General features: G+C 52.6%; 29 protein-coding genes and 3 tRNA genes. 4 read left to right on the top strand and 28 right to left on the bottom strand.

All coding sequences use genetic code 11. From position 1 onward, the window contains the following. Nucleotides 1-21: 21 nt before the first annotated feature. The 27 genes from rpmD to QGT73_RS05740 all read right to left on the bottom strand — a co-directional run bounded on the left by rpmD (nt 22) and on the right by QGT73_RS05740 (nt 14,813). On the bottom strand, nt 22-201 hold the full coding sequence (gene rpmD, locus QGT73_RS05870; RefSeq protein WP_123617292.1) for a 50S ribosomal protein L30: 180 nt from the start codon (nt 199-201) through the stop codon (nt 22-24). A gap of 15 nt (nt 202-216) precedes the next feature. After that, the gene (rpsE, locus tag QGT73_RS05865) at nt 217-735 is read right to left on the bottom strand and encodes a 30S ribosomal protein S5 (protein ID WP_123617291.1); all 519 of its coding nucleotides are present in this window, start codon (nt 733-735) and stop codon (nt 217-219) included. A 6-nt stretch (nt 736-741) separates the two neighbouring features. Next, nucleotides 742-1,083 carry a 50S ribosomal protein L18 gene (gene rplR / locus QGT73_RS05860; protein ID WP_123617290.1) on the bottom strand — a complete coding sequence of 114 codons (342 nt, stop codon included), beginning with the start codon at nt 1,081-1,083 and terminating at the stop codon, nt 742-744. 18 nt (nt 1,084-1,101) lie between these two features. Beyond that, nucleotides 1,102-1,659, bottom strand: coding sequence for a 50S ribosomal protein L6 (gene rplF, locus QGT73_RS05855; RefSeq protein ID WP_123617289.1), 558 nt, complete (start codon nt 1,657-1,659; stop codon nt 1,102-1,104). 21 nt (nt 1,660-1,680) lie between these two features. After that, nucleotides 1,681-2,079 carry a 30S ribosomal protein S8 gene (rpsH, locus tag QGT73_RS05850; RefSeq protein ID WP_123617288.1) on the bottom strand — a complete coding sequence of 133 codons (399 nt, stop codon included), beginning with the start codon at nt 2,077-2,079 and terminating at the stop codon, nt 1,681-1,683. A 227-nt stretch (nt 2,080-2,306) separates the two neighbouring features. Continuing rightward, a complete protein-coding gene (gene rpsN, locus QGT73_RS05845; protein WP_123617287.1) occupies nt 2,307-2,618 on the bottom strand; it encodes a 30S ribosomal protein S14 in 312 nt (103 codons plus the stop codon). 9 nt (nt 2,619-2,627) lie between these two features. After that, nucleotides 2,628-3,179 (bottom strand): 50S ribosomal protein L5, encoded by a 552-nt coding sequence (gene rplE, locus QGT73_RS05840; RefSeq protein WP_123617286.1) that lies wholly within the window; start codon nt 3,177-3,179, stop codon nt 2,628-2,630. Continuing rightward, a complete protein-coding gene (gene rplX, locus QGT73_RS05835; RefSeq protein ID WP_123617285.1) occupies nt 3,179-3,496 on the bottom strand; it encodes a 50S ribosomal protein L24 in 318 nt (105 codons plus the stop codon). Before rplX ends, rplE begins: the two co-directional genes overlap by 1 nt. Nucleotides 3,497-3,525: 29 nt before the next feature. Beyond that, on the bottom strand, nt 3,526-3,894 hold the full coding sequence (rplN, locus tag QGT73_RS05830) for a 50S ribosomal protein L14 (RefSeq protein WP_107031220.1): 369 nt from the start codon (nt 3,892-3,894) through the stop codon (nt 3,526-3,528). Between the two features lie 3 nt (nt 3,895-3,897). After that, nucleotides 3,898-4,155, bottom strand: coding sequence for a 30S ribosomal protein S17 (rpsQ, locus tag QGT73_RS05825; RefSeq protein WP_123615505.1), 258 nt, complete (start codon nt 4,153-4,155; stop codon nt 3,898-3,900). Nucleotides 4,156-4,169: 14 nt separating this feature from the next. Continuing rightward, on the bottom strand, nt 4,170-4,367 hold the full coding sequence (rpmC, locus tag QGT73_RS05820) for a 50S ribosomal protein L29 (protein ID WP_123617284.1): 198 nt from the start codon (nt 4,365-4,367) through the stop codon (nt 4,170-4,172). A 6-nt stretch (nt 4,368-4,373) separates the two neighbouring features. Then, a complete protein-coding gene (gene rplP / locus QGT73_RS05815) occupies nt 4,374-4,805 on the bottom strand; it encodes a 50S ribosomal protein L16 (protein ID WP_123617283.1) in 432 nt (143 codons plus the stop codon). 25 nt (nt 4,806-4,830) lie between these two features. Further along, entirely contained in the window at nt 4,831-5,568 is a 738-nt protein-coding gene (gene rpsC / locus QGT73_RS05810) for a 30S ribosomal protein S3 (RefSeq protein ID WP_123617282.1), read from the bottom strand. 3 nt (nt 5,569-5,571) lie between these two features. Beyond that, on the bottom strand, nt 5,572-5,976 hold the full coding sequence (rplV, locus tag QGT73_RS05805; protein WP_123617281.1) for a 50S ribosomal protein L22: 405 nt from the start codon (nt 5,974-5,976) through the stop codon (nt 5,572-5,574). A gap of 55 nt (nt 5,977-6,031) precedes the next feature. Next, nucleotides 6,032-6,301, bottom strand: coding sequence for a 30S ribosomal protein S19 (gene rpsS, locus QGT73_RS05800; RefSeq protein ID WP_107031214.1), 270 nt, complete (start codon nt 6,299-6,301; stop codon nt 6,032-6,034). A 25-nt stretch (nt 6,302-6,326) separates the two neighbouring features. After that, nucleotides 6,327-7,154 (bottom strand): 50S ribosomal protein L2, encoded by an 828-nt coding sequence (rplB, locus tag QGT73_RS05795; protein WP_280121826.1) that lies wholly within the window; start codon nt 7,152-7,154, stop codon nt 6,327-6,329. A 7-nt stretch (nt 7,155-7,161) separates the two neighbouring features. Continuing rightward, nucleotides 7,162-7,452 carry a 50S ribosomal protein L23 gene (gene rplW, locus QGT73_RS05790; protein WP_123617279.1) on the bottom strand — a complete coding sequence of 97 codons (291 nt, stop codon included), beginning with the start codon at nt 7,450-7,452 and terminating at the stop codon, nt 7,162-7,164. A gap of 28 nt (nt 7,453-7,480) precedes the next feature. Beyond that, entirely contained in the window at nt 7,481-8,101 is a 621-nt protein-coding gene (gene rplD, locus QGT73_RS05785; protein WP_280121825.1) for a 50S ribosomal protein L4, read from the bottom strand. Further along, entirely contained in the window at nt 8,101-8,718 is a 618-nt protein-coding gene (gene rplC / locus QGT73_RS05780) for a 50S ribosomal protein L3 (RefSeq protein ID WP_123617277.1), read from the bottom strand. The genes rplD and rplC overlap by 1 nt, the downstream gene beginning before the upstream one ends. A gap of 70 nt (nt 8,719-8,788) precedes the next feature. Then, entirely contained in the window at nt 8,789-9,094 is a 306-nt protein-coding gene (gene rpsJ, locus QGT73_RS05775; RefSeq protein ID WP_107031209.1) for a 30S ribosomal protein S10, read from the bottom strand. 22 nt (nt 9,095-9,116) lie between these two features. Further along, nucleotides 9,117-11,243, bottom strand: coding sequence for an elongation factor G (fusA, locus tag QGT73_RS05770; protein WP_280121824.1), 2,127 nt, complete (start codon nt 11,241-11,243; stop codon nt 9,117-9,119). 26 nt (nt 11,244-11,269) lie between these two features. Next, nucleotides 11,270-11,746: a 30S ribosomal protein S7 gene (gene rpsG, locus QGT73_RS05765; RefSeq protein WP_280121823.1), complete on the bottom strand. Its 477-nt coding sequence runs from the start codon at nt 11,744-11,746 to the stop codon at nt 11,270-11,272. Nucleotides 11,747-11,962: 216 nt separating this feature from the next. Continuing rightward, nucleotides 11,963-12,346, bottom strand: a complete 384-nt coding sequence (gene rpsL, locus QGT73_RS05760) for a 30S ribosomal protein S12 (protein ID WP_016562585.1) — start codon at nt 12,344-12,346, stop codon at nt 11,963-11,965. Between the two features lie 329 nt (nt 12,347-12,675). Beyond that, nucleotides 12,676-13,416: an EFR1 family ferrodoxin gene (locus tag QGT73_RS05755; protein ID WP_280121822.1), complete on the bottom strand. Its 741-nt coding sequence runs from the start codon at nt 13,414-13,416 to the stop codon at nt 12,676-12,678. Then, a protein-coding gene (gene prfB / locus QGT73_RS05750; protein ID WP_280121821.1) for a peptide chain release factor 2 occupies nt 13,413-14,529 on the bottom strand; the annotation gives its coding sequence in 2 pieces (ribosomal slippage) (nt 13,413-14,465 and nt 14,467-14,529; 1,116 coding nt in all). Before prfB ends, QGT73_RS05755 begins: the two co-directional genes overlap by 4 nt. Before the next feature lie 86 nt (nt 14,530-14,615). Continuing rightward, nucleotides 14,616-14,690: transfer RNA gene (locus tag QGT73_RS05745), tRNA-Val, on the bottom strand. Between the two features lie 48 nt (nt 14,691-14,738). Then, a tRNA-Val gene (locus QGT73_RS05740) sits at nt 14,739-14,813 on the bottom strand. A gap of 486 nt (nt 14,814-15,299) precedes the next feature. Between QGT73_RS05740 and QGT73_RS05735 the strand changes: the two genes are divergently transcribed. From QGT73_RS05735 to QGT73_RS05720, 4 genes are all read left to right on the top strand, one after another. Further along, the gene (locus QGT73_RS05735; RefSeq protein ID WP_280121820.1) at nt 15,300-15,590 is read left to right on the top strand and encodes a hypothetical protein; all 291 of its coding nucleotides are present in this window, start codon (nt 15,300-15,302) and stop codon (nt 15,588-15,590) included. Between the two features lie 145 nt (nt 15,591-15,735). After that, the gene (locus tag QGT73_RS05730; RefSeq protein ID WP_280121819.1) at nt 15,736-16,365 is read left to right on the top strand and encodes a DUF4230 domain-containing protein; all 630 of its coding nucleotides are present in this window, start codon (nt 15,736-15,738) and stop codon (nt 16,363-16,365) included. A 1-nt stretch (nt 16,366) separates the two neighbouring features. After that, nucleotides 16,367-16,957 (top strand): DUF4230 domain-containing protein, encoded by a 591-nt coding sequence (locus QGT73_RS05725; protein WP_280121818.1) that lies wholly within the window; start codon nt 16,367-16,369, stop codon nt 16,955-16,957. A 518-nt stretch (nt 16,958-17,475) separates the two neighbouring features. After that, nucleotides 17,476-17,549: transfer RNA gene (locus QGT73_RS05720), tRNA-Met, on the top strand. A gap of 183 nt (nt 17,550-17,732) precedes the next feature. Here the strand turns inward: QGT73_RS05720 and QGT73_RS05715 are convergent. Then, a complete protein-coding gene (locus QGT73_RS05715) occupies nt 17,733-18,206 on the bottom strand; it encodes a gliding motility lipoprotein GldH (protein ID WP_123617268.1) in 474 nt (157 codons plus the stop codon). Nucleotides 18,207-18,209 lie beyond the last annotated feature (3 nt).

Raw genomic sequence — 18,209 nt, 5'->3', positions numbered from 1 at the left:
TAGTGTAAAGATTTTTAGAAATTAGGCATTGGTCACTTCAACCAAGTGATGCACTGCTTTAACCATACCCATCACTGAGGGGGTGTCCTCGAGGACTACCGAGTGATGCATTTTCTTCAAGCCGAGGGCGTCGAGAGTGCGCTTCTGCACTGCGGGAGCATTGATGCGGCTCTTAATCTGGGTGATTTTGATTTTTGCCATTGCGTTTGGTGAAGATTAGCCGTTAAACACTTTGTCGATTGAGATGCCGCGGTTCTGGGCAACCTGTGCGGGTGAGCGGAGCTCGCCGAGGGCCTCGATAGTAGCCTTGACGAGATTGTGGGGGTTGGACGAGCCCTTTGACTTACAGAGGACGTCGGTGATACCCACGCTCTCGAGGACGGCACGCATAGCACCACCGGCCTTAACACCGGTACCGTGGCTTGCGGGCTTGAGGATTACGCGAGAGCCGCCGAATTTGGCTTCCTGCTCGTGGGGGATGGTGCCTTTGTGTACGGGCACCTTGATGAGATTCTTCTTGGCAGCTTCCACGCCTTTGGCGATTGCGGCCTGAACTTCATTGGCTTTGCCGAGTCCCCAGCCTACGATGCCGTTTTCGTTACCAACGACAACGATGGCTGCGAAAGTGAAGGTGCGGCCACCCTTGGTAACCTTGGTGACGCGGTTGATGGCAACGAGACGGTCGTGGAGCTCGAGATCGCCTGTGGACTTAACTTTATTATTCTTTAATGCCATAGTGATTTAGAATTTGAGACCGCCATTGCGAGCGGCGTCAGCCAGTGATTTAACACGACCGTGGAAGAGGTAACCGTTACGGTCGAAAACGACTTCGGAGATGCCTGCGGCGATGGCCTTCTTGGCGATTTCCTCACCGACCTTGGCAGCGATTTCGCACTTTGTGCCTTCCTCGATGCCTTTGGACGAGGCTCCGCAGAGGGTCTTGCCTGCGAGGTCGTCGATGAGCTGAACGTAAATCTGCTTGTTGCTGCGGAACACCGACATGCGGGGACGCGCTGCGGTGCCAGAAATCTTGCCGCGGATGCGGGCCTTGATTTTATTTCTACGCTGTATCTTTGTAACCATAGTTAGTAGACGTTAAAATTATTTTGCGCTTGCTGACTTACCAGACTTGCGACGGATAACTTCGCCCACAAACTTGATACCTTTGCCCTTGTAAGGCTCGGGCTTGCGGAGTGAACGAATCTTGGCGCACACTTGGCCGAGGAGCTGCTTGTCGTCGCTCTCAAGGATGATGAGAGGATTCTTGTTGCGCTCGGTCTTGGCCTCAACCTTGATTTCGGGGGGAAGCTTTATGTAGATGGCGTGAGAGAAGCCGAGCGAGAGCTCGAGCACCTGGCCGTTGGATGCGGCGCGGTAACCTACGCCTACGAGTTCCATTTCTTTGCGGTAGCCGGTAGATACGCCTACGACCATGTTGTGGATGAGAGCGCGGAACAGGCCGTGCTGTGCGCGGTGCTCGCGGTCGTCAGAGGGGCGGGTCACTACGACGTGACCGTCTTCTACCTTGACTTCGAGATCGGGGTTGACTTTCTGAGTGAGGGTGCCCTTGGGGCCCTTGACGGTTACTACGTTGTCCTTGTCGACGGTGACTGTTACACCGGCGGGAATCTCAATGGGAGCTTTACCTATACGTGACATGTTGATTTTCCTCCTATTTGATTAGTAAACGTAGCAGAGCACTTCGCCTCCGATCTTGAGGTCACGTGCCTTTTTGTTGGTCATTACGCCCTTTGAAGTGGAAAGGATGGCGATGCCGAGTCCGTTCAATACGCGGGGCATGTCTTTGTAGCCGGTGTAGCGGCGGAGACCGGGACGCGATACGCGCTGAAGGTCCTTGATGGCGTTGACTTTGTCAACGGGATCGTACTTGAGGGCGATCTTAATGATGCCTGCGGGATTTTCGCCTTCCTCAAACTTGTAGTTGAGGATGTAGCCTTGGTCGAAGAGGATTTTGGTAATCTCCTTCTTCAAGTTTGAGGCCGGTATCTCGACCACACGGTGGTTGGCCTTGATTGCGTTCCTCAATCTTGTCAGATAATCTGCGATAGGATCAGTCATTTGTAAAATTGTTTAAATTGATTGGGGAGTGTCCCAACAATATTTAATACTCACTGTGAATTTTGTCAGAGCGGGAGGATGAGAGGGGGATTGGTCTTTTGAGTGTGATGTAAGCCTTTGTATGTCGGGCGGCCTTGGAGGTAACGGCTCCGAGGGCCGCCGACACTATGGCTTGGTCCGCGTGGGGCTCGTCTCATGGGAGGGTGAGCCTGTGCGGGTGGGTCACTTTACCAGGATGCTTTCTTGACGCCGGGGATGAGTCCTGCAGAGGCCATTTCGCGGAACTGGATACGCGAGATGCCGAACTGGCGGATGTATCCCTTGGGACGGCCTGTGATGGAGCAGCGGTTGTGGAGGCGGATGGGATTGCTGTTCTTGGGGAGCGACTGGAGCTTCTGAGCGGCCTCGTAAGCCTCGGCGCGGTTCTCTTCGTCGACACCTGAGTTAACAATCTTCTTGAGCTCGGCACGCTTCTGGGCGTACTTGGCTGCAAGACGGGCGCGCTTCACTTCGCGGGCCTTCATTGATTCTTTAGCCATAGGGTGTGCTTAGTTTTTAGCGTTCTTGAAAGGGAGACCAAATTCCTTGAGCAGAGCGTAGCCTTCTTCGTCGGTGTTGGCCGATGTCACGAAGGTGATGTTCATGCCCATGAGCTTGTTGATAGCGTCGATGTTGATCTCGGGGAAGATAATCTGCTCGGTGATGCCGAGGGTGTAGTTGCCACGGCCGTCGAGCTTGCTCTCGATACCCTTGAAGTCGCGGATACGGGGAAGGGCGACGCGCACGAGTCTTTCGAGGAACTCGTACATTTTCTCGCGGCGGAGGGTCACCATTACGCCGATGGGCATCTTCTTGCGGAGCTTGAAGTTGGAGATGTCCTTGCGCGAGAGGGTAGCCACAGCTTTCTGGCCAGTGATGGCGGTGAGCTCGTTGATGGCTGTCTCGATGAGTTTCTTATCCTGGGTAGCTGCACCGAGGCCCTGGTTGATGACGATTTTCTTCAACTTGGGGACCTGCATGGGGGTGGTGTAGCTGAACTTTTCGGTGAGGGCGGGAACGATGCGTTCCTGATAGTCCTTCTTTACAGATGTGCTGCTCATTACTTAATTTCCTCTCCTGATTTTTTAGAAATGCGGATTGATTTGCCATTCTCGCGGCGGATGCTGATGCGGGTAGGCTTGCCCGACTTGGGGTCGATCAAGGCGATGTTGGAGATGGCGATGGGGGCTTCCATTTTGATGAGGCCGCCCTGGGGGTGCTGAGCGTTGGGCTTGGTGGCTTTGGTAACCATGTTTACACCTTCCACGATTGCCTTCTGCTTCTGCACGAGGACTTTAAGCACACGGCCCTCTTTGCCGCGGTCTTCACCTGCGAGCACATAGACAATGTCGCCTTTTTTGATGTGTAACTTATGCATTACTTGATGTTATTTGACGGGATTGATGATTAGAGGACTTCGGGTGCGAGCGACACGATCTTCATCTGGTTGGCGGCGCGGAGTTCGCGGGCCACCGGGCCGAAGATACGGGTGCCGCGCAGCTCACCGGCGTTGTTGAGGAGCACGCAGGCGTTGTCGTCAAAGCGGATGTATGAGCCGTCGGGACGACGGATTTCCTTCTTTGTGCGTACGACTACCGCCTTTGATACGGTGCCCTTCTTTACATCGGAAGAGGGGATGACACTCTTGACGGATACCACGATGATGTCGCCTACAGAAGCGTAGCGACGGCCGGTGCCACCCAGAACATGGATGCAGAGTGCCTCTTTGGCACCGCTGTTATCGGCCACTGTTAAACGGCTTTCGGTCTGTATCATAGCTTACTTCACTTTTTCGATGATTTCTACCAGACGCCAGCGTTTTGTCTTGGAGAGGGGACGTGTCTCCATGAGGCGTACGGTATCGCCTACCGAGCATTCGTTTTTCTCGTCGTGGGCGTGATATTTCTTGGTCTTGTTGACGAACTTACCGTAGATAGGGTGCTTCTCCTTCCATTTCACCATTACGGTGATGGTCTTGTCGCCCTTGTTGCTGGAAACAACCCCGATGCGTTCTTTTCTTAAATTTCTCTTTTCCATTTTTGTGGGATGAGTTACTTGTTATTGAGTTCGCGCATGCGCAGTTCAGTCTTTACGCGGGCGATAGCCTTACGGGCATGTGTAATCTTGGCGGGGCTGTCAAGGGGCGAGATAGCGTGGTTGATCTTGAGCTGGGCATAGTCCTTCTCCATCTCAGCCAGGCGGTCGCGGAGGTCCTGTGTGGACACTTCGTTGTATGTCTCTTTCTTCATGATGGCTTACACATTTTGGGTTGGGTCATAGTCGCGGCGAACGACGAACTTGGTTGTCACGGGGAGCTTCTGGGCTGCAAGGCGGAGTGCCTCTTTGGCTACTTCGAAGGGAACGCCCTCGACTTCGATGATGATGCGTCCGGGGGTGACGGGAGCCACGAATCCTTCGGGAGCACCTTTACCTTTACCCATTCGGACCTCGGCGGGTTTCTTGGTGATGGGCTTGTCGGGGAATATGCGAATCCAGATCTGGCCTTGACGCTGCATGTAACGTGTCACAGCGATACGGGCTGCCTCGATCTGGCGACCGGTGATCCACTTAGACTCGAGGGTCTTTATGCCGAACGAACCGAAGGCCAACTGGTTGCCACGCTGCGCAATGCCTTTCATGCGGCCTTTTTGCGCGCGGCGAAATTTGGTTTTCTTGGGTTGTAACATTGTTGTGTTGAATCAATTGGTGGGTTTAACGGTTGTTTTTGGGTTTACGGAAACCACCGCGACGGGGAGCACGGTCGTTACCGGCTGCACCGCGAGACTCCTTCTGGGGGTTGGTGTACTGGGGAGCGAGATCACGCTTGCCGTACACTTCACCGCGGCAGATCCATACCTTCACACCGATAACACCTACCTTGGTGTGTGCCTCGACCAGTGCATAGTCGATGTCGGCGCGGAGTGTGTGCAGAGGTGTGCGGCCTTCCTTGAACATCTCGGAACGGGCCATTTCGGCACCGTTGAGACGGCCTGAGATCTGAATCTTGATGCCTTCGGCACCTGCACGCATGGTGGCTGCTACGGCCATCTTGACGGCACGGCGGTAGGCGATCTTGCCTTCGATCTGACGGGCGATGTTGGCGGCTACGATCTGGGCGTCGAGCTCAGGGCGTTTTACCTCATAGATGTTGATCTGCACATCCTTGTCAGTGATCTTCTTGAGCTCCTCCTTCAGCTTGTCGACTTCCTGGCCGCCCTTGCCGATGATGAGACCGGGGCGCGAGGTGCAGACGGTGATGGTGATGAGCTTCATGGTGCGCTCGATTACGATGCGCGAAACGCTTGACTTGGCGAGGCGGACATTAAGATACTTGCGGAGTTTGGAGTCCTCGAGCAGAGTATCGCCGTATTTCTTACCGCCATACCAGTTAGAGTCCCATCCACGGATAACTCCCAAGCGATTGCTAATTGGATTTACTTTCTGTCCCATTTGTTAAGCGTTTTTATTTTCAATTGTGTCAACAATCAATGTGACATGGTTAGCGCGTTTGCGAATGCGATAGCCACGGCCCTGGGGAGCGGGACGCAGACGCTTGAGCATAGGAGCGCATCCTACCATGATGGTAGAGATGTAGAGCTCGCCGGCGTCGGCTTTGCGTTCGTTTTTGGCCTCCCAGTTGGCGATGGCGGAGCGGAGGAGCTTTTCAAGACGGGCAGCAGCCTCCTTGTTGGAGAACTTCAGGATACCGAGTGCACGGTTCACTTCTACGCCGCGGATCATATCGGCGACGAGGCGCATTTTGCGGGGCGAAGTGGGGACGTTGAGCAGCTTGGCGAACGCGATGTTCTTCTGCTCGGCTTTCCTGAGGTCGGCCGAATTTCTTTTTCTTACACCCATTTTATTTTAATTCTTTTCTTTTTTACAAATGAATTATTTATATCAGGGCCCTATTTTATTTCTTGCGGTTACCGGAGTGGCCGCGGAAAGTGCGCGTGGGGGCGAACTCGCCGAGCTTGTGGCCAACCATGTTTTCGGTAACGTAGACAGGGATAAACTTGTTGCCGTTGTGGACAGCGAATGTGTGTCCTACAAACTCGGGGGCAATCATGGAGGCGCGGCTCCAGGTCTTGATTACAGACTTCTTGCCGGACTCCTCCATAGCAGCCACCTTCTTCTCAAGCTTAACGCTGATAAACGGGCCTTTTTTCAATGAACGACTCATAGAGATGTTGCTTGTTTAAATCAGATTACTTCTTTCTTCTTTCGATAATGTACTTCGAAGAATGCTTCTTCGGTGCACGAGTCTTGAGGCCCTTAGCGTAGAGACCCTTGCGCGAACGGGGATGACCGCCGGATGCACGGCCTTCACCACCACCCATGGGGTGATCGACGGGGTTCATAACTACGCCGCGGTTGCGGGGGCGACGGCCGAGCCAGCGAGAGCGGCCGGCTTTACCGGAACGCTCGAGCGAGTGCTCGGAGTTGCCTACGACGCCTACAGTGGCGCGACATGCTGCAAGGATCTTGCGGGTCTCGCCTGAAGGTAATTTGACGATGGCGTAGGTGCCTTCGCGCGATATCAACTGGGCGAATGTGCCTGCTGAACGTGCCATGAAGGCACCCTGGCCGGGACGCAACTCAATGTTGTGGACGAGTGTGCCGACAGGAATGTTGGCCAGCGGGAGGCAGTTGCCTACCTCGGGCTGGGCCTCAGGGCCTGACAAGAGCACGTCGCCGACTTTCAAGCCGTTGGGTGCAATGATATAAGCTTTTGCGCCGTCTTTGTAGTAGAGAAGGGCGATACGGGCCGAACGGTTGGGATCGTACTCGATGCTCTTTACTACTGCGGGGACGCCGTCCTTGTTTCTCTTAAAGTCAATGAAGCGATATTTGCGCTTGTGGCCACCACCAAGGTAACGGGTGGTGAGATGACCTTCGGCGTTGCGGCCGCCTGAGGCCCTTTTGCCGACTGTAAGAGATTTCTCCGGTGTTGTAGCAGTGATGGTACCTTTGAAAACACCGATAACCTTGTGACGCTGCCCAGGGGTAGTGGGCTTAAATTTTCTTACTGCCATGTTATTTTTAGATGTTGCTGTAGAAGTCAATGTTCTGACCGTCGGCCAGGTCTACGATGGCTTTCTTCCAGGCAGCGGTCTTGCCGCGAAGCAGGCCGCTCTTGGTCCAGCGTGACTTGTTCTTGGGACGGACATTGATAGTGTTGACGCGGGTTACTTTCACGCCGTAGAGGTTCTCGACGAGTGCCTTGATCTGATACTTGTTAGCCTCGGGAGAAACCATGAAGGTATAGCGGTTGAGCTTCTCGGTGAGGAGGCTCGCCTTCTCGGTAACGATGGGTTTGATTGAGATTTCCATTGTCTACTGTTGTTTTCTCGGTGAGGGTTTAAAGTTTATTCACGCAATCAAGGCTGCTCTCGGTGAGGATCACAGCGTTTGAGTTCATGATGGCATAGGTGTTGAGCTCCGATGCTACCATGGTTTTTGCGTTGGGCACGTTTCTGGCTGACAAAGTTACGTTTTTATTGTCGGAAGGTAAAACGAGAAGTACCTTTTTGCCGTCAACTTTAAGATTTTTAGCAATATTTATGAAATCTTTAGTCTTCGGAGCCTCGAAATTGAAGTCCTCGACTACGATTATCTGCGAGTCCTGCACTTTGTAGGTGAGGGCACTCTTGCGGGCGAGGGCCTTAACTTTCTTATTCAACTTGAAGCGATAGTCACGGGGACGGGGACCGAACACGCGACCGCCGCCTACGAGCACGGGCGAGTTGATGTCACCGATACGTGCACCGCCGCCACCCTTCTGCTTGTGGAGCTTGCGGGTCGAGCCGGATACTTCGCTACGTTCCTTGGACTTGTGTGTGCCCTGACGCTGGTTGGCGAGGTACTGCTTCACATCGAGATAAACGGCATGCTCGTTGGCATCGACTGCGAACACCTCGTCGGCGAGCTGGGCCTTGCGGCCGGTATCCTCACCTTTGATATTGTAGATTGCGACTTCCATTATTTCTCAATTAAGACGATTGAACCTTTGCTTCCGGGGATTGAACCTTTGATAAGGAGCACGTTGTGCTCGGGAAGCACTTTAACGACACGGAGGTTTTGGATGGTAACCTTTTCGTTGCCCATCTGGCCGGCCATACGCATGCCCTTGAATACCTTTGCGGGGTAAGAGCAGGCACCTACCGAACCGGGGGCGCGGAGGCGGTTGTGCTGACCGTGGGTTGACTGGCCGACGCCGCCGAATCCGTGACGCTTCACTACGCCCTGGAAACCTTTACCTTTGGAGGTTCCCTGGATGTCTACGAAGTCGTCTTCGCTGAAGATGTCTACGGTGAGGGTGTCACCGAGCTTAACCTCTTCGCCAAATCCTTTGAACTCGGCCAAGTGCCGCTGGGGTGCTACTCCGGCCTTCTTGAAGTGTCCGGCCATGGGGTTGGTTGTGTGCTTCTCTTTCTTCTCTTCGAAGCCGAGCTGCACGGCGGCATAGCCGTCCTTGTCAACCGTTTTCACTTGAGTAACTACGCAGGGGCCTACTTCGATAACAGTGCACGGCACGTTCTTGCCGTCGGCACTGAAAACGGATGTCATTCCGATTTTCTTTCCTAATAATCCTGGCATTTCTCTTTGATTTAGAAAATGTGAACTGATTGTTGTGTTACTTAAATTCCTTTAAAGGGTCTGAATGGTCTTAGACCTTGATTTCCACTTCAACACCTGAAGGGAGCTCGAGCTTCATGAGAGCGTCGACAGTCTTGCCGGTGGAGTTGTGGATGTCAATCAAACGCTTGTAGCTCGAGAGCTGGAACTGCTCGCGCGACTTCTTGTTGACGAAAGTGGAGCGGTTGACGGTGAACACGCGACGGTGTGTGGGCAGGGGTATGGGCCCGCTGATCACTGCGCCGGTGGCCTTAACGGTCTTCACAATCTTCTCTGCCGACTTGTCAACGAGGTTGTAGTCGTAGGATTTAAGTTTAATTCTGATTGTTTGATCCATATTGGTTAGTTGAATGAAAGTGTTACTTGATGAGATCCACGCGGCCCTGGCACTCGGTGAGTACGTTCTTGGCGATAGAGCTGCTTACCTCGGCATAGTGGCTGAAGGTCATTGTGGATGTGGCGCGACCAGAAGTGATGGTACGGAGGGCGGTCACATAACCGAACATTTCGGCAAGAGGAGCCTTGGCCTTTACGATGCGGGCACCGCTGCGGCTTGTCTCCATGCCTTCTACCTGACCGCGACGCTTGTTAAGGTCACCGATCACGTCACCCATGCTCTCCTCGGGGGTTACAACCTCTACTTTGAAGATGGGCTCGAGAAGCACGGGACCGGCCTTCTCTGAGGCTTTCTTGAATGCCTGGATGGCGCAAAGCTCAAACGAGAGCTGGTCGGAGTCAACGGGGTGGAACGAGCCATCGATTACAGTCACCTTGAGACGGTCAAGGGGATAACCGGCGAGCACACCGTTCTTCATAGCGGTGGTGAAGCCTTTCTGAATCGAGGGGATGAATTCCTTAGGAATGTTACCGCCCTTAACCTCGTCAACAAACTGGAGCGAGCCTTCGAAATCGTCGTCGGCGGGCTCTACGCGTACGATGATGTCGGCAAACTTACCACGACCACCGGTCTGCTTCTTGAACACTTCGCGGAGTTCTACGGGCTTGGTGATGGCTTCCTTGTAGGTTACCTGGGGACGGCCCTGGTTGCACTCTACCTTGAACTCACGACGCAGACGGTCGATGATGATGTCAAGGTGAAGCTCACCCATACCGGAGATTACGGTCTGACCGGTCTCCTCGTTGGTCTCTACGCGGAATGTGGGGTCCTCCTCAGCGAGCTTCTGGAGGCCGACACCGAGTTTGTCGAGGTCTTTCTGAGTCTTGGGCTCTACGGCGATGCCGATAACGGGTTCGGGGAACTCCATAGCCTCAAGTACGATAGGATGGTTTTCGTCGCAGAGGGTGTCACCGGTACGGATGTCCTTGAAACCTACACCTGCGCCTATATCGCCGCAACCGATCATCTCCTTGGCGTTCTGCTTGTTGGAGTGCATCTGGAAGAGACGGCTTACACGCTCCTTCTTGCCGGAGCGGCTGTTGAGCACGTATGAGCCGGCTACTACGTCGCCGGAATATACACGGAAGAATGTCAGACGGCCTACATAGGGGTCGGTGGCAATCTTGAATGCGAGAGCACACATGGGGGCGTCGCTCGAGGGCTCACGGGTCTCAACCTGCTCGGGATCCTCGGGGTTGGTACCCTCGATGGCACCTGAGTCAACAGGGCTGGGGAGGTAAGCGCACACACAGTCGAGCAGACACTGCACACCCTTGTTCTTGAACGAAGAGCCGCAGATCATGGGCACAACTTCCATCTTGAGGGTAGCGTTGCGGAGGGCACGCTTGATTTCTTCCTCGGTGATGGTGGAGGGGTCGTCGAAGTACTTCTCCATGAGGGCGTCATCAAACTCGGCGATTTTCTCGAGCATCTTGTCGCGCCACTCTTCAGCCTCGTCAACGAGACCGGCGGGAATCTCCTCGATGGTGTAGTCGGCACCCATAGTCTCGTCATGCCAGAAGATAGCCTTCATCTTGATAAGGTCTACAACACCCTTGAATGTCTCCTCGGCACCGATAGGTATCTCGATGGGACAGGGGTTGGCTCCGAGCACTTCCTTGAGCTGACGCACAACCTCGAAGAAGTTTGCGCCCGAGCGGTCCATCTTGTTGACATAACCGATACGGGGCACATTATATTTGTCGGCCTGACGCCATACGGTCTCCGACTGGGGTTCTACGCCACCTACGGCGCAGAAAGTAGCCACAGCACCGTCGAGCACACGGAGTGAACGTTCTACCTCTACGGTGAAGTCAACGTGTCCCGGAGTGTCAATCAGGTTGATCTTGTACTGTTCGCCAAGATACTTCCAGAAAGTGGTGGTAGCGGCTGAGGTAATGGTGATACCACGCTCCTGCTCCTGCTCCATCCAGTCCATGGTGGCGGCACCGTCGTGTACCTCACCGATTTTGTGGGTAAGACCGGTGTAGAAGAGGATACGCTCGGAGGTAGTGGTTTTACCGGCGTCAATATGGGCCATAATGCCGATATTGCGCGTATATTTCAACTGTTCGTCTGATTTAGCCATTTTGCGTAAGTGTCAAATCGTTGTAATTAGAAACGGAAGTGAGCGAAAGCACGGTTGGCCTCGGCCATCTTGTGCATGTCTTCCTTGCGCTTGTATGCGCCGCCCTGCTCGTTGAAAGCGTCTACGATTTCGGCAGCCAGCTTCTCGGCCATGGTCTTGCCGCCACGCTTGCGGGCATAAAGGATAAGGTTCTTCATAGAGATTGACTCCTTGCGGTCGGGACGGATTTCGGTAGGAACCTGGAAAGTGGCACCACCTACACGGCGCGACTTAACCTCTACGGTAGGAGTTACATTCTCAAGGGCTTTCTTCCAGATCTCGAGAGCGGTCTTCTCCTCGTTGGGGAGCTTGCCTTTTACGAGTTCGAGAGCTGAGTAGAAGATTGTATATGAAGTGTTCTTCTTTCCGTCATACATCAGGTGATTGACGAACTTTGAGACTCTCACGTCATTGAACACGGGATCGGGGAGGATTACCCGCTTTTTAGGTTTAGCTTTACGCATTTTGGGTTGTTGGATTGTTGTTTTTGTTGCTTGGCTGCTGCATCTTTCATCTTCAACGGCCTCTCTCGCCTCTTGTCCGGGCGACCGGCCATTTACTCAACCTGTGATTTAGCCTTCCAATCAAATCAAAAACGAGGTTAACGACTCTGTTTTTAATTCAATGTTGATTATTCAGAAAAGGAGCGTCGTAATTTTTATGATTTTCGTCCGGAGCTATTATTTCTTAGCAGCTTTGGGACGCTTTGCACCATACTTGGAGCGACGCTGTGTGCGGTCCTTAACGCCCGATGTATCGAGTGTGCCGCGCACGATATGGTAACGTACACCGGGGAGGTCTTTCACACGACCGCCACGCACGAGCACGATTGAGTGCTCCTGGAGGTTGTGACCCTCACCGGGGATGTAGCTGTTGACTTCCTTACCATTTGTGAGGCGCACACGGGCAACCTTACGCATAGCGGAGTTAGGTTTCTTAGGGGTTGTTGTGTAGACACGCACGCACACGCCACGACGCTGGGGGCATGAATCAAGCGCAGGTGACTTGCTCTTATCCTCGAGAGCCACACGTCCTTTTCTTACTAATTGCTGAATAGTAGGCATCTTAGTTTCTTTTGTTTGACTTTATAGTTATTAGTATTTCTGTATTTTCTCTTTTACGTTGCCTCTGCATGCACTTCACGCCCCGACAACGCTAACCCTCAATGAGTTAGCGTTGTCGCGACGGCACACTTTTCCCAAAGGCGATGCAAAATTACAACTTATTTTCCTAATTACCAAACATTTCCGAAAAATATTTCGCACCATTTTTATCCACCCATCCCGACAAGACCGATAACAGACCACGCCTGCCCGTCACCGGATACGTGACACCCGCAACCCGGACCAATTAAAAAGAATCTCACATCAAAAGCCCTCAGAACTCCCCTCCCCTACTCCATCCGGCAGCCCGACGCCTTGAGTATGTCACGAAGCGACACACCTTCATGACGATACTGCACACAACTCTTCTCTCCACGATAACGAATAGTCGCCGACGGACAATTGTGATAACATGCCCCACAGGTCAGACACCTCTCCCCTATCTCCGGACGCCCGTCTTTCATGACGATATTTCCGATCGGGCACAGACGCACACACGTGGCGCAGCCATTACATCCGCCATCAGTATAGAAGCGGCCGTATGCATCAGACGACAGCGGAAACAGACGCATCCACCACCCCGCCACACGACCGAAAAACGCCACCCGCTCACGCTTCACAGCTCGCCGACCCACCTCACCGACTATACGTGCAAGATTCTCACCGACATGCTTTGACGGAAGTTCACGCACCTGGCGCGCAACATCAAACATCGGGAAATAATTGTCGACCACACGTATACTCGCCACATAATCCCACCCATGCCGGTCGGCCACCGCAAACGCAGGTGTAGTGCCGCAAGTGAGGACAAGAAACCGATATGGAGCGCGAAGCGTAACCCGATCAAGAAACTCCGACACAGGCCGCGGCAGCTCGCCGAAATACACAGGACAAACCACGCCGACAGCCTCGTCGTCTCCCCACTCCACACATCCCGATGATGCGGCCGACACCAACGAAAGCAACTCGCCACCGATGGCGCGAGCCACGGCGAGCGAGTTGCCTGTAGTAGTAAAATAAAATATTTTCATTGCTCGGTTCCGGCAAATTCCATGAGATAAGCCTTGATAAACGGATCAAGATCGCCGTCCATCACTCCGCCGACATCAGCCGTCTGATGACCGGTGCGGTGGTCCTTGACACGACGGTCGTCAAACACATAGCTCCTTATCTGCGAACCCCACTCTATCTTCATCTTACCGGCCTCAATCTTGGCCTGCTCCTGCAGACGATGCTGGAGCTCCTTATCATAGAGTATGGAGCGCAACTGACGCATGGCGTTCTCCTTATTCTTGGGCTGGTCGCGAGTCTCGGTGTTTTCAATGAGTATCTCCTCATGCTCACTGGTGTAAGGGTCGGTAAACTGATAGCGCAGACGCACACCCGACTCCACCTTGTTGACATTCTGACCGCCGGCTCCACCCGAGCGGAAAGTATCCCACGACAACAGTGCGGGATCGACCTTCACCTCAATGGTATCGTCGACAAGCGGCGTCACAAACACCGACGCAAACGATGTCATACGCTTGCCCTGAGCATTATAAGGCGACACACGCACCAGACGGTGCACACCGTTTTCACTCTTGAGGTAGCCGTAGGCAAAGTCGCCCTCGACATTAATGGTACACGACTTAATACCGGCCTCATCACCTTCAAGAAGGTTAGCTATCGAGGTCTTGTAGCCATGATCCTCACACCAGCGCAGATACATACGCATCAACATCTGGGCCCAGTCCTGACTCTCGGTACCGCCGGCTCCCGAATTAATCTTGAGCACCACTCCGAGTTTATCCTCTTCGCGGCGAAGCATGTTTTTAAGCTCCAGCTCCTCAATCAGAGCGATGGCTTTGGCATACAGTTCGTCAAGCTCGCTCTCTTCCACAAGACCTTCTTTAAGGAAATCCCAGGCCAATTCGAGTTCGCCGACAGCCTTGTCGACCTCTTCATAGCCCTTAATCCAGCTTTGAAGATCCTTGATTTTCTTCATCTGCACCTGTGCCTCCTTGGGATGCTCCCAGAAATCGGGCACATGTGTACGGAGTTCTTCCTCCTCTACTTGAATTTTCTTACTATCGATGTCAAAGATACCTCCTCAACGCGAGCTTGCGTTCAAAAGTCTCTTTTAGCTGTTCCTGTGTGATCATTTCTGTTACTACGGGAATTTATGGTTAATAATAAAAACAACAAACGCCGAGTCCATCGTAAGGATTCAGCGTTTTTCAAACTCGAGTGGGTGCTGAGGGATTCGAACCCCCGACCCTCTGCTTGTAAGGCAGATGCTCTGAACCAGCTGAGCTAAGCACCCGAGCGACTTTCGTCTATCAAGCTTAAGCAAGAGTTTTGGTTTATTGGGTGGGTGCTGAGGGATTCGAACCCCCGACCCTCTGCTTGTAAGGCAGATGCTCTGAACCAGCTGAGCTAAGCACCCTTTCTTGCTTAAAGCGATGCAAAGGTAGAGACTATTTTTGAATCCTCCAAATATTTTCCAAAAAAATTATCGAAAAAATTCAATTTCGCGTATTTTTATCATTATTCCATACCTCGAGTGCATCCCGCAAAAGAGATACACATTAATTATATAGAAAACACCCTGCTGCCGCCCGACCGTATTCTCTCAGCACTACTCAAAATCGTTAAGCAACCAAGGACCTCCACATTAATATATTTTAACTATTTATAATCCGTATTTATTCAAATATGTGGTAAATTTGCCACATATAACAATTCCAATCAATCATTCTACTGCGTCAGATATCGCACGCACGACACGAACCGCACCCCGGTCAGTAACCAAAGACCCAGCACCTCCCCTCTCCCCGCATCGCCTCCCGGGCAACAAGACTTAAAACATTGCCTTATTCTTCCAACAAACCCTTCCATTACCTCCACTGTATTTTGTAAAATACACCTAACTATGTCAACAAAACAAGCACGTCAGCACGACAACACGCACACCCCGACCACAGACGGGACTCCGCACCACCATTATCAGCATTCCGACTCCGACAACAGACCACACCACGACAGCAACGCCGGACATATCCCCGCATGGGTATTTATCATCCCGGCTCTCATCCTCGCTGTTGCTGCCGCAATCTTCATACTCAACCCGGCCGAAAACAATGCCCCGGCCACCGAGCTGCTCGTCGGAGACAACGCTCTGGCAAGCGACTCGGCCTATGTGCAGCAACTGCCGGGCATCTGACGCCTCATCCGCTGCAACACAACCGCCACGACTGCAAACCGTATCGCCGGATTTGAGGTTATAGAATAAACACCCCGTGTAGCGACTGGGTGCCCCACCCTATGTCGACGCCCCCACTCTTACATCAATTATATATGTAGCCTCAATGAACATCATACATCATCTTATTCCCGCCTTACTGCTCAGCCTTCCGGCTGCAGGCCTATGGTCATGCGCCGAAGAAGAGCAACGCGACAACGTGCTCTTCTCCGAAGTCAAGTCGGTCGACAAACTCATTCTTGCCCGAATGACCGTCTCCAAGATGGCCACCATCGATGACATTCCTCTGTCAGAAGCCGAAGGTCTGAAACAGACTTCGGCGGCATTGCTCGACGCCCTGAAACTCGGAAAGCGCAAGGCCGCCTATTCCTACGACACATATCTGCGCGCCTACATCGACCTCTCGAACCTCACACCCGACGATGTGAAAGTCGACGAGAGCACCAAGACCATCACTCTCTCGCTCCCGCCGGTCACAACCGAATATCTCGGACGCAACATGGAGATACGAGAAGACCACTATCGCGTCACCGGCCTGCGCTCCGAAATCGACGTAGACGAGCGTGCCGCCCTAAAAGAGCAGATGAACACTGTGCTCAAAAACGAAGTCAAGAACAAACCGATGTTTCGCAACAAACTCGTCACAGAGGCCAAGGCCAAAGCCGAGGCCTATTTCAGCTCGATGCTCGGCAAAGACGGATACAAGGTAATCATAAATTTCAAGGAGGACAGATAAGATGAAACTTTTCGGAACACTGCGACTGCTGGTCATAATCGCCGTCGTCACCCTTGTCGGCGCGGCCGCCATATGGTGGGCCCGCTCGCCCAAGGCGTCACGCGTCACAACCCACGACTCCGCCATCACAGACATCAGCCCTATGGTGCGACTCTGCGCTCTTGACATATATGAGGATGTACCCATCAAAGCATCGATAGGCACCCGACACATGTTTGCCCGCGCCACTCTCAACGGCACCATAACTTTCGAACTCGAGAACATAGGCCTGAGCGAACAGAACGACACCATACTCGTGACACTTCCCCGCGAAATAGTCGAGATATACGAATCGACCGACCCCGATTCCTATCTTGTCATCGATACATGGAACGACCGGCTCTTTGGCTCGGAGCATTTCACTACATCAGAGGAAAACACCATCAAAGCCAAGGTCCGCGACAATTTCCGACGCAAGATCTATCGCAAAGGCTATGTCAGGCGCGCTCGAGCCGAAGCAGCCGACAATCTCACCTCAATGCTTTCGGGCCTTACAGGCAAGACTGTCATCGTCACCGACCCGACACCCGAAGGCTCCCCCGACATCAGATAACTACCTGGACGCCGCCACACCCTACCGAAGGCAAAAAAGCACATCGACCAGAGACAAAACACCGTAGAATAATTAAAAACCATTAGCGGCACTCCAATTTTCAACTCAATAATCATTCTTTTTAGGTATATACCGAAGCAAATAATCTTAGTAATTTTGCATCAGGATAAAAACCTCATAGTGATCTCTCCTCCTCGTAGGAGATATACGAATGTTATTGTTGAGTAAAAGAATTGCGGCACGGCTCCAAGTTGCGACAACATGGGAGCAATGCCGCTTCTTTGTACAGATATTTAACACTGTTTCCAACAATACCGCCAAGTTGTCAACACAAAATACCCACAAAACAACCATCTATATCACAAGATATTACACTAAAATGTTGATAATTTGTAAAAGCATTGTCAATAACATGTAGAAAGAATGTCAATAAAATGTCAATAACTACGACAAAAGTTTTTGCAGAAAAATTTGGTGATTTTAAACAAAATGTCTACCTTTGCAACGCAAATCGCGATGGCGAGATAGCTCAGTTGGTTAGAGCGTCGGATTCATAACCCGGAGGTCCCGAGTTCAATTCTCGGTCTCGCTACAAAAAGCAGCCTCGGGCATCAATCGTTTGATTGATGCCCGAGGTCTTTACGTATACTATACAGGCCTTTCTCACAAGAACTGATGTCCTGCCGGACACATCTGTCAGGTAGATTGCCGATATTAATCTATGATGCATCGGAATTTCGGCTTAATCCAGCCACCTCTTAGATAGCAGTGCCCCCTATCTCACACTCACTCCTATCCTGTCAAGACCGCGGAGCGTGTCGACACGCATTATATGTCGCACCGTGACAGGTCGGGTAAGATCGATATCGGCACGCGGATTGAGCACAATCTCATGCTGGTAATTTGCACCGAAACCGCTGCCGAGCCATCGGCCGTAGACATCGGCAAGCGACACATTGAGAGTGTCGCGATAGCTGCTTTCCTCACCGTGATAAGTCACCTCAAGCCACAGATTGGAATAAGGATAATCGTTGGAATGAGTGAGCCCGAACCTCAACGGTCGTCTCACAAGCGAATCATTGTCATGAAGAGCCGTGTCGATAGGCAACAGGCTCACCGTGTCGCCATAAGCCCACCCACGGGCCGGCAGGTCGGTCCAGCGGCTATAATCACGCTGCCCACCCGTACAAGAGGCAACCGCCACCCATAGGGCGGCGATTGCTGTAAGTATGTAGACGATTCTGATCATCTC

Source organism: Duncaniella muricolitica, assembly GCF_910574735.1.
In the GTDB taxonomy this organism is placed as follows: Bacteria; Bacteroidota; Bacteroidia; order Bacteroidales; family Muribaculaceae; genus Duncaniella; species Duncaniella muricolitica.
This window is presented reverse-complemented; position numbering and strand designations above follow the sequence as displayed.